This window comes from Bartonella sp. AP20NXHL (assembly GCF_042196165.1).
GTDB lineage: Bacteria > Pseudomonadota > Alphaproteobacteria > Rhizobiales > Rhizobiaceae > Bartonella.
The window spans coordinates 38,712-53,211 of the sequence record NZ_JBHIPV010000010.1 but is presented as its reverse complement, the minus strand read 5'-3'; the positions used below and the strand labels follow the sequence as shown (position 1 = coordinate 53,211).

The 14,500-nt window shown below is 36.1% G+C and carries 11 protein-coding genes; 6 read left to right on the top strand and 5 right to left on the bottom strand.

The window, feature by feature from the left end; all coding sequences use genetic code 11:
- Positions 1–124: 124 nt before the first annotated feature.
- The 5 genes from ACFILL_RS06885 to ACFILL_RS06865 all read right to left on the bottom strand — a co-directional run bounded on the left by ACFILL_RS06885 (position 125) and on the right by ACFILL_RS06865 (position 7,290).
- Positions 125–1,504 (bottom strand): class II 3-deoxy-7-phosphoheptulonate synthase, encoded by a 1,380-nt coding sequence (locus ACFILL_RS06885; protein ID WP_273790687.1) that lies wholly within the window; start codon positions 1,502–1,504, stop codon positions 125–127.
- A 68-nt stretch (positions 1,505–1,572) separates the two neighbouring features.
- Positions 1,573–2,964: a glutathione-disulfide reductase gene (gor, locus tag ACFILL_RS06880; RefSeq protein WP_375643541.1), complete on the bottom strand. Its 1,392-nt coding sequence runs from the start codon at positions 2,962–2,964 to the stop codon at positions 1,573–1,575.
- Between the two features lie 203 nt (positions 2,965–3,167).
- Positions 3,168–3,737: a DUF2059 domain-containing protein gene (locus tag ACFILL_RS06875; protein WP_375643542.1), complete on the bottom strand. Its 570-nt coding sequence runs from the start codon at positions 3,735–3,737 to the stop codon at positions 3,168–3,170.
- A gap of 107 nt (positions 3,738–3,844) precedes the next feature.
- Positions 3,845–4,549 (bottom strand): ribose-5-phosphate isomerase RpiA, encoded by a 705-nt coding sequence (gene rpiA / locus ACFILL_RS06870; protein ID WP_273790684.1) that lies wholly within the window; start codon positions 4,547–4,549, stop codon positions 3,845–3,847.
- A gap of 482 nt (positions 4,550–5,031) precedes the next feature.
- Positions 5,032–7,290 (bottom strand): ComEC/Rec2 family competence protein, encoded by a 2,259-nt coding sequence (locus ACFILL_RS06865; protein WP_375643543.1) that lies wholly within the window; start codon positions 7,288–7,290, stop codon positions 5,032–5,034.
- Between the two features lie 111 nt (positions 7,291–7,401).
- Here ACFILL_RS06865 and gltX point away from each other — a divergent pair, with 111 nt between their 5' ends.
- The 6 genes from gltX (at position 7,402) to ACFILL_RS06835 (ending at position 14,475) form a co-directional block, all read left to right on the top strand.
- Positions 7,402–8,832: a glutamate--tRNA ligase gene (gene gltX / locus ACFILL_RS06860; RefSeq protein ID WP_375643545.1), complete on the top strand. Its 1,431-nt coding sequence runs from the start codon at positions 7,402–7,404 to the stop codon at positions 8,830–8,832.
- 262 nt (positions 8,833–9,094) lie between these two features.
- Complete coding sequence (gene gltA / locus ACFILL_RS06855) at positions 9,095–10,390, top strand: citrate synthase (protein ID WP_273790681.1); 1,296 nt, start codon at positions 9,095–9,097, stop codon at positions 10,388–10,390.
- Between the two features lie 733 nt (positions 10,391–11,123).
- Positions 11,124–11,876, top strand: coding sequence for a transporter substrate-binding domain-containing protein (locus ACFILL_RS06850; protein WP_273790680.1), 753 nt, complete (start codon positions 11,124–11,126; stop codon positions 11,874–11,876).
- Between the two features lie 340 nt (positions 11,877–12,216).
- Positions 12,217–12,969: a transporter substrate-binding domain-containing protein gene (locus ACFILL_RS06845; RefSeq protein WP_375631231.1), complete on the top strand. Its 753-nt coding sequence runs from the start codon at positions 12,217–12,219 to the stop codon at positions 12,967–12,969.
- Between the two features lie 79 nt (positions 12,970–13,048).
- The gene (locus tag ACFILL_RS06840; RefSeq protein WP_273790678.1) at positions 13,049–13,771 is read left to right on the top strand and encodes an ABC transporter permease; all 723 of its coding nucleotides are present in this window, start codon (positions 13,049–13,051) and stop codon (positions 13,769–13,771) included.
- Positions 13,768–14,475, top strand: coding sequence for an ABC transporter permease (locus ACFILL_RS06835; protein ID WP_273790677.1), 708 nt, complete (start codon positions 13,768–13,770; stop codon positions 14,473–14,475). Before ACFILL_RS06840 ends, ACFILL_RS06835 begins: the two co-directional genes overlap by 4 nt.
- Positions 14,476–14,500 lie beyond the last annotated feature (25 nt).

The window sequence follows — 14,500 nt, the reverse complement described above, 5'->3', positions numbered from 1 at the left end:
AAGCCTTTGTATCATTTCATCAGTTTAGCAACCACAACTTTATTCTTCATCATCGGAAATATCACTTTTTTAAAAATTCTCTTCTGCCATAATGACCTAAAAAAAATATTAAGTAAATTTTTGCCTACCCCTCAGCAGCAATTGCTAACGAGTCAGTCGCACGATTTTTTTTAAGGAGTTCAGCAACAAGAAAAGCCAATTCTAACGCTTGATCTGCATTTAGCCGAGGATCACATTGCGTATGATAACGATCAGATAGATCGTCCACAGAAATGGCATGCGCCCCTCCTGTACATTCAGTAACATCACGACCTGTCATCTCAATATGAATGCCCCCTGGATAAGTTCCTTCTCCACGATGCACTGCAAAAAAATTCTCTACTTCTTTTAAAACATAATCAAAGGGACGCGTCTTATAACCATTGGCAGTAATTGTATTGCCATGCATTGGATCACATGACCATATAACCGCACGCTTCTCGCGTTCAACGGCACGGATGAGTTTAGGCAGATAACGTTCAACTTTATCATAACCAAAGCGCGTAATGAGAGTAAGCCGCCCCAACTCGTTTTCAGGATTTAAAATATCAATTAATTTTAAAAGCTCATCAGACTCAATGGAAGGACCACATTTTAATCCTATAGGATTTTTAATGCCGCGACAATATTCAACGTGAGCATGGTCAATCTGACGCGTACGGTCACCAATCCATAGCATATGACCAGATGTTGCATACCAATTTCCTGAAGTTGAATCAATCCGAGTCAAAGCCTCTTCATAACCAAGCAACAGTGCTTCATGACTGGTATAAAAAGATGTTTCACGCAATGAAGAATGTGTTTTGGATGTAATCCCTATAGAACGCATAAAATCAATTGCTTCAGAAATACGCTCTGCCAATAATTCATAACGTTCCCCCTGCGGACTGTTAGAAACAAAACTCAACATCCATGTGTGAACATTTTCTAAATTAGCATAGCCACCTTGTGAAAAAGCACGCAATAGATTAAGTGTTGCCGCAGATTGGCGATAAGCCATAGACATCCGTTGCGGATCTGGAATACGAGAACCGGCTTCAAATTCAATGCCATTAATAATATCCCCACGATAAGCAGGAAATTCAACCCCCTCTTTTCTTTCTATATCAGAAGAGCGAGGCTTTGCAAATTGACCAGCAATACGACCAATTTTAACAACCGGTTTAGAACTACCAAAGGTTAAAACAATCGCCATTTGCAAAAATACGCGAAAAAAATCACGGATATTATCAGCTTCATGTTCTGCAAAGCTTTCGGCACAATCACCACCTTGTAATAAAAAAGCTTGGCCTTTCGCAACGGCTGCTAATTCATTTTTTAAATCACGTGCTTCACCTGCAAAAACTAAAGGAGGATAGCTTCTCAGTTTTCGCTCAACATCTTCTAACATAGACTTATCCGGATAAGTCGGAACTTGTTTAATTGGCCTTGTTCTCCAAGTGTCAGGCGCCCATTCTTTTATCATTACACTCTCTCTAAAGATTAAGCTTAAAGATTAGCATATCAAAAACTTTTTACCATAATATATGCTGTTTAACTTTCTATTTTCTTCCCATTTTCATATATATAACTTGGTTTATACATTGTTACCAATTCTTCTGCCATCGTTGGATGCACTGCCATCGTCTCGTCAAAGATATCCTTCGTCAGCTTACCCTTGAGAGATATCCCTATAAGCTGTGCCATCTCACCAGCATTTTCCCCTAAAATATGAGCGCCCACAACAATACGGCTTTCACCATCAACAATGAGTTTCATAAGCATTTTCTCTGAACTACCAGAAAGAACATTACGCATAGGACGAAAAACTGTACGATAAATTTCAAGACGCTTATAACGCTTTACCGCCTCTTCTTCTGAAAGACCCACCGTTCCAATCTCTGGCTGTGAAAAAACTGCTGTTGTAATTAAATCATAATCAGGTGTTGTGGGAATATTCTCAAATGCTGTCTTAACAAAACACATTGCATCATGAATCGCAACAGGTGTTAATTGAATATGACCTGTTACATCACCAACAGCCCAAATATGGGGGATATTTGTTGTCATTTTCTCATCAACAACAACTGCACCAAATTCATCCACTTTAACACCTGCCCTATCAAGTCTTAAACCCGTTGTATTTGGTACACGCCCCGTAGCCAACATAATCTGATCGGCACTGATTATTTTCCCATTTGATAAAACAACTTCATAACAATTTTCTGCAGCCTGCACTTTAGAAATTGTTATTCCGTAGAGAATAGAAATCCCTTTTTCAATCATTGCATCGCTGAGCAATTGCCGCAAATCATGATCAAAATTACGAAGGATTAAATCACTCCGATGGAGGAGTGTTGTTTTTACACCTAATTCATGAAAAATATTAGCAAATTCAACACCAATATACCCTCCACCAACAATGACTATTGATTTTGGGAGTTGATCAAGGTCAAAAATCTCATTAGAAGTAAGGCAAAATTCACCACCTTCTATGGGAGTATTTTGTGCAAATTTTGCTCCCGTTGCAATCAAAATTTTTTCTGCACTTACCCGCTCACCCGTGGCAGAAAGCTCTAATGTGTGATCATCTATAAAAGTAGCACGACTTTCATAAATATGCACATTGTTATTTTCTAATCCCTTACGATACAGCCCTTCTAACCTTGATATTTCTTTATTTTTAGCTGCAACCAACTTTTCCCAGCTAAAAATTGGATCCGCATATTCCCACCCAAAACCAACACTTTTCTTAAATTCTTTTACATATTGTGATGCATAAACATAAAGTTTTTTGGGAACGCAACCACGAATAACACAAGTGCCCCCTATACGATATTCCTCTGCTATAGCGACCCGCTTGCCAAGACCTCCAGCAAGCCGTGCTGCACGCACTCCACCAGAACCACTTCCAATAACAAATAAATCAAAATCAAAAGAGCCCACGAATTATTCCTTCTTATATAGCTGCAAGAGTAGGCTAAGGTCTTTTATTATCAAATGAAAGTCTTTTTTTCTTTTGAAGAAGCATTTTTTATAAAGCAGTATTCTAAAAAGACCTACTCTCATTAAAATATTAAAAACGGCGGGAAAACCGCCGCTATTAAAAAAATCAGAAATTGCCCATTGTTGTCATGATATCGATCAAGCTATTTTTTATTTTCTGAAGATTCTGATTTTATTGGCATATTTGTAGGCATAGTAGAATTATTCAAATTAAGTGTTTCAGACATCTCTTTTTTCACATTTTCTACAAGATCCCGCATAAGAGCAGTACGCCATATATCAAATGCTGAATAAGAATCACGTGCAATATTGGGGACTTCTGTCAAAAACTTTTTACCGGTATCAGAATTATAAAATGTTGTTATCGCATCAAGCTCTTTTTGAGTAAAATATTTTGCATATACATGAGCAATCTCTTTTTCTAGATCAGAGCGCCTTTTAATTAAAGCAAGCGCCTGCTTATCAACAATATCAGAAATAGCTGTTGCTAAATTCGGATCATCGCTGATCAGTTCATTTTTGAAATCATGGACCGCATTTGGTAAAAAACTATCAAATTGATCCGTTGCATGAATAGCTCTGATTGCCTTTCGCGCTGAATCCAAATGTTGATCACTCACACCTTGTGCATAAACCGTTCCAACATTTACAAAAAAAATAGCAATTACACTAAAATATACGACAAAACGCTGAAAAGAAAATATTATTTTCATTTAATGATTACCCCGATAGCTAATTATAATTTTAATTCGTTATTCTACCTAAAATCTTTAAGACCCTTTATTTACTGTGCTAACATATCATCATGTAAATGCCTTTTCTAAAAATCAAACGGTTCTAAAACTTTTATTTGACCATCAGCCATAGCGACAATTGCACGTGAAGCCAACCCCAAAAAAAGGCCATGCTCAACAACACCAGGAATAGCAAGAAGTGCATCCGATAATGGTTTTGGTTGCAAAATGCAGCCCCAAAATGCATCAAGAATAAAATGGCCACCATCTGTTTCAAAAGGATCTTTTCCATTCATTCGCAATGAAATTTTTCCAGAAAGCCCTAAATCATCAGCGACTTTTTCAATGGCTCTGCATGTTGTGTGGATACCAAATGGATTAACTTCAATTGGTAGTGCAAAAGCACCAAGTCTTTTTACCACCTTTGTTTCATCCGCAATGACAAGCATTGCACGAGATGCCGATGCTACAATTTTTTCATACAACAATGCTCCCCCTCCCCCTTTAATGAGCATCATCTCAGGACCAATTTCATCTGCTCCGTCAATATCAAGGTCCAGCTCAGGTATTTGTTCTAAAGTGCTAACAGGCACTCCAAACTTATGACAGAGTTGTTCAGAATATCTTGAAGTAGCAACACCAGTCACACGCAAACCATCCGCAACACGCTCACCTAGAAGACGAATAAATTCATTGACTGTCGAACCAGATCCGATACCAAGCCGCATACCATCTTCAACAAACTCAAGCGCTTTAATAGCTGCCATTTTTTTTAACTGCTGAACATTCATGAATGACTTTGCCTTCTATCCGCATAAGCAGCATTTATCACCCCTATTACCACCGATAATAATGATAATAAAAGATAACCTCTTGACGCAATCTATTTAAATTTACCATCATCTTTTGCTTGAAGAGATGTTACCCGTTATAGAAATATATGATAAGAATAAAATAGAATAATCAACAATTATCTTTTTTATTTCTTTGAGAAGATTTGTTAGCATTTTTTTCATTCAATAAGAATTTTTGATTTATCTTGTGCTATCAATAGGATGCACAAAGATGCACATATCAATTTTTTTGAAAAAATTAAAATGATCAGATATAAAAAATCATCTATTTCTAGAAAACTGTAGATTATTATCTCGTTTCAATGACATTGATAAAATTACCAATCTAAATACCGTAAAATATTATGAGAAAAGTCTTCTGTTATTTTTTGTTTTGTCATTATCCAAATGTGAAGCAAAATATGACCGATTATATGTTTTTATGAATGCTGTCTGTGCATATTCCATGGTCTATGAAACCCTAGAGAAGACCAAATAATATCTCCACCTTTGGTCATCATAACGCTTCCTCGTGATAACAATTGTTGAGGCATAAATATTATTTTTGCCTTCTTGTAACAAGTTGGATTATGCATCATAAATGTCTGAATGAGAATATCTGCCTCTACACATTGATCTGTTTCTCTCTGTAAAACGATCACTTTTAATCCATTATCCAATAAAGATGTACATACATGATAATCACAAATAAATTGTCCGTGCAACGAAGGACCATATTTTGTTGGTTTAATCGTTTCATTCACACGAAATGACTTTTTCCATATGGATGTCGTGAACTTAGAAATATGGTAACGATCAATATATAATTTTTTATCATGGATAACGCCCACGAGACGCATATTATCTGCTATAATCAGTTGTACAGGTGAATGCATTACACAAATAGAAATACCTGCCAAAATAAACAAACTAAAAAAGAGCCGGATGGGTGTTTTGCAAAAAGTCAGTCCAACCAAGCCTATACTCAATAAAACTAACGCTGATAACGGCATAAAACCAGGATTCAAATCAGGAGAAATAGCCTTGATAGCATGTGCAATCTTTATTACAAGATCAACTCCAAAACCCATAATTTGAAGAGGAAGCCATTCGAATCCTCCTAACATTGCAAGAACTGCGATTAATCCAAAGGGAATGACAAAAATTGAGATGACAGGCAAAGCAAAAGCATTACTAATAATGCTCAAAGATGCCATATTAGAAAAATGATAAGCAGCATAAATTCCACTTGCACTCCCTGCAACAAAGGAAGAAGCACATGTTGAAAGCATCGATGAGAAAACAAAATTTATCACTCCTCCTCCAACATAAGAGGGAGTTGTTTTTCTTTTACGAAAAAATGACCTTCCACTCCACCAATCAAAAAAAGCGATCAAAGCAGCAGTCGCAGAAAAGGACATTTGAAAGCTAGGACCTAATATTTCATGGGGTGTCATCGCTAGAGTTATCAACCCTGCAATGGAAAAATTACGCATTGTTATAGCAGAGCGATTACACAATATAGCAACCAACATAACAGCAATCATCACAAAACTTCTTTGCGCTGATATTGCTAAGCCCGACAATAACAAATAAAAAGCTGTTATCATAAAAGCAACGATAGCAGCAAATTTTTTACTGGAATAATAGGAAGAAAAAACTGGAAAAAATGCTAAAAAACTACGGATACTCAAAAGAACTATGCCGCTTAACAACGCCATATGTAAACCTGATATTGATAAAATATGAGCTAATCCAGCTGTACGTAATGCTTCATTTGTCTCATTTGAAATACCAGCACGCTGCCCTGTTATGAGGGCAGCTGCAACACTCCCCTTTTCTCCTTCAAGGGCTATATGGATTCTTTGTGTCATCTTCGTGCGTAAATTTTCAATTTTCTGTAGAATGATAGCGAATATTCCATCAGGCTGCGAAACGAATATTTTTCTTGGTTTTTCTAAATAAACGCCTTGTGCTCCAATTCTTTTAAAATAATTATGAAAACTAAAATCGTAGCCTCCTGGACGCACAGGCCCAGAGAATGCACGAATCTTAACTTTTCCATGCAGTCCATCACCAATCGCTAAGCCAGATGGCAAATATCTTGCCGATAAACGAACACGATGAAGACTATGTCGTAATACAGGATTTTCTGTATTCAAAATCTCCAAAACTAAACGAAATCCTCCTTTGGCACCTGACTCAATAGAAACAATTCTTCCCGTCAATGTAGTGACAATGTCACTGCTTAGCATGGGTGTTGCAATACGCCACGTTTCTATTTTTGCCGCTAAAGCACCCAATATAATACAAAACAGAAACCCCACGGGAATCCATATTTTTCGATAAAAACGTGCAACATAGAATATTCCCAGAAAAATACTGACCAACGCCCCCAATTGTCCCCAACTTGGTTCCCACTCTAAATGAAAATAGAAAATGATTCCTAGGGCAAAAAAGACTAAAATCAGCGAAAAAAGGATACCAAAAGAAACTTCTTTATTGATACAATCTTCTAACCATTTGCGAAAAAAAATGATTACTTCTTTTAAGAGTGTCAATAAAAAAAGTTTTTGTTGGTTATAGCTACCGTTCTTTGCATCATCATATCTAGAAAAAACACTCTGCCCTATCTGACATGGCTTTTTTCCTTCTGTAACAGATTTTTCGGATAAACCCTCTTTACTTTTATAAAACATCAGTCCCCCACTTTAACTCGCAATACGGCTATTGCACGCCCCATCACTTATGCTAACATGACTTTTCTATAAAATTCCATAAGTAATATCTTAGTTTAAAGGAAAATATTCGTGTCTGTTATTACTCGTTTTGCCCCTTCACCCACTGGCTTCCTTCATATTGGTGGTGCTCGTACTGCTCTTTTTAATTGGCTTTATGCAAAACATACCGGTGGAAAAATGCTTTTACGAATTGAAGATACAGACCGAGAGCGTTCAACAGAAGCAGCTGTAAAAGCCATTATAGATGGCTTGCACTGGATGGGTCTTAGTTACGATGGCGCCCCTATTTCGCAATTCGAACGTGCAGAACGTCACCGCCAAATCGCTGAACAGTTGGTCAAGAATGGTAAAGCATATTATTGTTATGCTTCACCTGAAGAGTTAGCTGAAATGCGTGAAAAAGCCCGTGCAGAAGGGCGCCCACCACGTTATGATGGACGTTGGCGCGACCGTGATAGTTCTGAAGCTCCTAAAGGTGTTAAGCCTGTTATTCGCATCAAAGCCCCTCAAGATGGAGAAACGATTGTACATGATCGTGTTCAAGGTGATGTCCGTTTTCCTAATAAAGATCTCGATGACTTCATTATTTTGCGTTCTGATGGTTCGCCTACCTATATGCATGCTGTTGTCGTTGATGATCATGATATGGGCATCACACATATTATACGTGGTGACGATCATCTTACCAACGCAGCCCGACAAACGATTATCTTTAAAGCAATGGGATGGGACATTCCTGTTATGGCCCATATTCCTCTTATCCATGGTGAAAACGGTGCAAAATTATCAAAGCGACATGGTGCGCTCGGTGTTGATGCCTACCGAACAATGGGATATCTTCCTGCTGCTTTGCGCAATTACCTTGTCCGTTTAGGTTGGAGTCATGGTGATGACGAACTGATGTCACTTAAAGATATGATTTCTTGGTTTGATATTGAGGATATTAACAAAGGTGCTGCTCGTTTTGATCTCAAAAAGCTCGATTCCATCAACGGACACTATATGCGTATGAGTAATGATCAAGAACTTTTTGATGCCACTCTTAATATTCTACCAGAAACCGATAGGGGAGCACAAATTATTGAAAAACTTGATGAAAAACGCCGTGTTCAATTTTTAAAAGCAATCCCGCATTTGAAAGAACGTTCAAAAACACTGTGCGAACTGATTGACAATGCCTCCTTCATTTTTACGCAACGACCTTTACAACTTGATGAAAAAGCTCAAATGCTCTTAGATAAAAATGGACGAACCATTTTAAACGATCTTTATCTTGCTCTGAAAGCGTGCCCCTCTTGGGATACAAAAACTCTAGATGAAACACTTCGCTCTTGTGTCCAAACACAGAATCTCAAATTTGGATCTATCGCCCAACCACTTCGCGCAGCTCTTACAGGATGTGCAACATCACCAGGTGTTTTGGATATTCTTATTTTATTAGGACGCGATGAATCCCTTCATCGCATCAAGGACCAACTTATCACAACAATATGCCCATGATGTGCACTGAGTATATTTCCTCAAATAAGGATCTATACAGATATCTCAACGCGCCTTAAAAGAGTTTTTTATGTTATATCATTGAAATACATTTCTTATTGAGTAATAATGATCAATAAGGAAATATTTTTAGATTGCATGTACTCACTTTTAGAGGCAATCTACCCTTAATATAAGTAAGAAAAGCTTCAGTTATACATCCCCCACTCTGATGAAGCAGAGTCTTAATTTTTAGAAGTGAAGGATCTGAAAGGAATACCGAATGTCTGAGAATAACGCATATATTATTGTGAATGATAAAAAAGTAGAGCTTCCCTTGCGTAAAGGCACGAGTGGACCTGAAGTCATTGAAATTGCTTCTCTCTACAAAAAAACCGATATTTTTACTTATGATCCTGGTTTTACTTCAACAGCTTCTTGTGAATCAAAAATTACTTATATCGATGGTGATAAAGGTATATTGCTTTATCGTGGTTATCCTATTGATCAATTGGCTGAAAAAGGAGACTTTCTCGAAAGTTGTTATCTTTTACTTTATGGTGAACTCCCAACACAGCAAGAAAAAAATGAATTTGATCGATGTATTATGCAGCATACCATGGTACACGAACAGTTTGCACGCTTCTTCCATGGCTTCCGTCGTGATTCTCATCCTATGGCCGTCATGGTTGCCTGCCTTGGCGCTATGTCTGCGTTCTATCACGACTCTATTGATATTACAGATCCTCACCAGAGAATGATTGCTTCTGTTCGTCTTATCTCAAAAGTTCCAACGCTTGCTGCTATGGCCTATAAATACAGTATCGGACAAGCATTTGTTTATCCACGTAATGATCTTAATTATGCTGCAAATTTCCTCCATATGTGCTTTGCAGTTCCTTGTGAAGAATATAAAACAAACCCTGTGCTTGCTCGGGCGATGGATCAAATCTTTATCCTTCATGCAGATCATGAACAAAATGCTTCTACATCTACGGTACGTCTTGCTGGATCCTCAGGTGCTAATCCGTTTGCCTGTATTGCAGCAGGAGTTGCATGCCTTTGGGGACCAGCACATGGTGGTGCCAATGAAGCATGCCTAAAAATGCTACAAGAAATAGGTTCTATTAAAAGAATTCCTGAATTTATTGCACGTGCAAAAGATAAAAATGATCCTTTCCGCCTTATGGGCTTTGGGCACCGTGTCTATAAAAATTATGATCCACGTGCAAAAATCATGCAAAAAACCTGTCATAAAGTTTTAAAAGAACTCAACATTCAAGATGACCCTCTTCTTGATATTGCAATAGAGCTTGAAAAAATTGCCTTAAGTGATGAATATTTTATTGAGAAAAAGCTTTATCCCAATGTTGATTTCTATTCCGGCATTACATTAAAAGCTCTAGGTTTTCCAACTGAAATGTTTACTGTCCTTTTTGCATTGGCGCGCAGTGTCGGGTGGGTGGCACAATGGAAAGAAATGATTGAAGACCCTGCACAAAAAATTGGTCGTCCTCGACAACTCTACACAGGCTATGCTATGCGTGACTATGTTCCTATAGATGAACGTGCAAATTAAAAAAAGAGATCAATAAAGCTTCAATTTACTGAAGCTTTATTGAGAGTAATCAAAAAACATCCTTTAAGAATTTTTATAAAACGTGATTTTAAAACTCTTTCTACAGAGATAACATCATCATAAAAATTTACTAAAAAATTCTAAGTTTTAGCTCTGTAAAGAAATTGAGAATACTTTTCTGCGAATTAGCCAAACATTTAGCAAAAAGAAATTGAAAATTTTACCTTATAATCCTCATTATCTTTAATAGAAATGTATTCTCTATCATTCCCCCATGTTTAAAAGCCCTATTACATATTAAAATCTAGCAATGTCAGAATTTTTCTTTCTATCTTCTTCAGATAAAATTGCAAAAGGCTTACATTAAGTGCTTTTCTAAGATGCCAAAACTTCTTATCCCTCTTCAAATAGATTCGAATAAAAATACTTTACATTTTGTCCTGTTAAGAGCTGAAATTTTCTTTGTATTTAAGTTAATAGTTTTTCTTTTAAAGATAAATTATTGATTTTTTAAGTAAAATCATTAAATCATATAATCAATAGAGGTGTCCTTCTTTCCTGTATTTTTTATTCCCATACTTGATAAAAAGAAATTATTTTTTGACAATGATATTCAGCATAATGATAGCAAAATGACCACAGATAAATTTTTTACATTGCTCCAAAAGAGCTTACAGATTATAAAAATTCATGATGGTTTCATATTTGCCAGCTTATCTAATAGGAGAACATAATGAAATTATTAGCAGGAGTTCTTATAATAAGCGCGACACTATTTACCCTATCGGCTAATTCTCAAACGCTGAAAATTGCAAGCGATGCTTCTTATCCGCCATTTAGTTATATTGACTCAAATAACGAACTTCAAGGGTTTGATATTGATATATCTTATGCTCTTTGCAAAAAAATGAATGTTGAATGTACTATTGTCACACAAGACTTCGAGGGGATGATTCCCGGTCTTCTTGCCAAAAAATACGATGCTATTGTTTCTTCCCTTTCTCCTACAAAAGAGCGCTTACAAAAAATTGATTTTACAGATCCTTACTACAATACAGCACTCGCTGTTATTGTTACCAAAAATTCGGAAATTAAAGAAATCTCAACACAAGCCTTTAGAGGTAAAAACCTTGGTGTACAATCAAATACAACACAAGCTGCATATGCGGAAGATCATTATGCCTCTGAAGGAGTTAATATCAAACTTTATCCTACAGCAGCAGAAGTTAATCGTGATCTTTTAAGCCATCGGCTTGATATCATCATCTTTGATAAATTAAAAGCATTAAATTGGCTTGAAAATGAAGGAAAAGACTGCTGTCTCCTATTGGGAACTCTAGAAAAAACAAATTTTCCTATTGCAATTGCACTCCGTCAAAATAATAATGATCTTAAAAACAGTTTTAATAAAGCAATAGAAGAAATCCGCGCCGATGGAACCTATGAGAAAATTATGAGAAAATATTTTACTTTCGATATCGATTAGATCTCACTATGAATTAAAATTCAATCTGTATATTTAAGGAGTATCTTTAACTCTTTATTGGACATGCAGGTATAATTGGAAATTCGGCGTTTCTATAAGAAAATTTACATTTATCAAAATAATTTTTAATTGTTCCTCAATATTTAAACACTTTATAGAATCTAATGACAACGATAAAGTTGTATTTTTATCGTATCAAAATCTATTTTTTTTGATAATAATGCCCAACATAATGATCTAAAATAAGCATTAATAAATTTTTGAATTGCTCCAAAAAAGCTTACAGATTATAAAAACATAATGATTTCATATTTGCCCGCTTATCCAATAGGAGAACATCATGAAATTATTAGCAGGAGCTCTTATAATAAGCGCCGTACTATTCACCCAATTGGCTGATGCGAAAACATTAAAAATTGCGAGTGAAGGCACCTACCCTCCCTTTAGTTATATTGACTCAAATAATAAATTGCAGGGACTTGATATTGATATATCTTATGCACTTTGTAAAAAAATGAATGTTGAGTGTACTATTGTTACACAAGACTTCGAGGGAATGATCCCTGGACTTATTGCAAAAAAATATGATGCTATCATTGCTTCCCTCTCTCTCACACAAGAGCGCTTACAAAAAATTGACTTCACAGATCCTTACTACGATACAGCACTGGCTGTTATCGTTACCAAAGCTTCGGGAATTAAAGAAATCTCGACACAAGACTTTAGAGGTAAAAATCTTGGTGTGCAATCAAATACAACACAAGCTTTCTATGCAGAAGATCATTATGCTTCTAAAGAGGTGAAAATCAAACTCTACCCTTCCACAATAGAAGTGAATCGTGACCTTTTAAATCATCGACTTGATGTGATTATTGTTGATAAATTACAAGCATTAAATTGGCTTAAAAATGAAGGAAAAGATTGCTGTCTCCTCTTGGGAACTCTAGAAGAAACAAGATTTCCTATTGCAATTGCAGTCCGTCAAAATAATAATGAACTTAAAAATAAGTTCAATAAGGCGCTAAAAGAAATCCGTTTGGATGGAACTTATGAAAAAATTATGAGAAAGTATTTTACAGGTGATGTTTATTAAATATCGATATGATATTTAAATGAAACTTACTGGTTATTGCTAAAAAATATTATCGAACTCTTTCATGAGGAACACAGGAATGATTGAAAATTTAGCATTGCTATCATTTAGCAATGGTGGATGGGGAGTGGTTATACTTTCCAGTGCAGGAATGACTTTGTCATTGGCATTATGTTGTGGCTTTCTTGGATTTCCTCTAGGACTTCTCAATGCAGTGATGATTCGATCCAATATTAAGATGGCCAAAGCTATGGCACGCCTCTTTTCAACAGTATTCCGTGGGCTACCAGAGCTTTTAACTTTGTTTTTAGTTTACTACGGATTACAAAGCCTTATTCAAAATTTATTTGACTATTTTAATTTTGAAATCATGTTCAGTATCAATGCATTTGTTGCTGGTGTTCTTGCCCTTAGTATGGTTCTTGCAGCTTTTTCTTGTGAAGTTTGGCTTGGAGCATTTAATATTTTTGATAAAGGTCAATATGAAGCGGCTAAAGCTTTAGGACTTTCACGGTCAACCACATTTTTTCGTATTGTCTTCCCTCAGCTCATCCGAAATGCCTTGCCAGGACTTTCTAATAATTGGCTTACTTTACTGAAAGATACATCCCTTGTTTCTACCATCGCGCTTGTTGACCTCATGCGACAAACGAATTTAGCTGTCGCTGCTACCAATAAACCCATGCTATTTTATTTTGTAGCATGCTTACTCTATTTGTTATTTTCAGCGGTTTTTACTGCAATCTTACGCCATTTGGAAACATACACTCAAATAGGCTATAAAAAGGTGCTAGGTCAATGATTCCTGAGTGGCTTTATTTCCTTTTTAATCCTGATCTTTTAAGCCATTATGGACCCAAATTTATTAATGGCTTTATTGTTACTGTTGAGCTTGTTTCTATCTCTTGTTCTCTAGGTCTTTTTCTTGGTATGCTTATCGCTTTTGCTCGTCTATCAAAGAATACATTTTTACAATATTTTGCAAATGCTTATGTCTATTTTTTCCGTGGCTCTCCTTTATTAGCTCAACTCTTTCTTTTTTATTATGGGCTTGGTTCAATGAATAGTTTTTGGCAACAGGTGGGACTATGGTGGTTTTTTCAAAATGCGTGGTATTGTTGTCTTTTTATTTTTACACTCAATTCTGCTGCCTATCAATCTGAGATCTTTAAAGGAAGTTTTTTATCCGTAACAACTGGACAGCGTGAAGCATCAAAAGCTTTAGGTTTAAGCAACTCTGTCACATTTTTTAGAGTTATTCTTCCACAAGCAATGATTGTAGCATTACGCCCCCTAGGAAATGAGTTGATTTTAATGATTAAATCCAGTGCTGTTGCCTCACTTATTACTGTTTATGATTTAATGGGAGTTGCTAAACTCACTTATTCACGGACTTTTGATTTTCAAGTTTACGTTTGGGCTGCTCTTATCTATCTCTTTATCGTTGAACTCATTCATCGTTTTATTGTTTTTATCGAACAGCGCCTCACTCGATATTTACGTTAAATAAAATGATCATAAAAAACTTTAC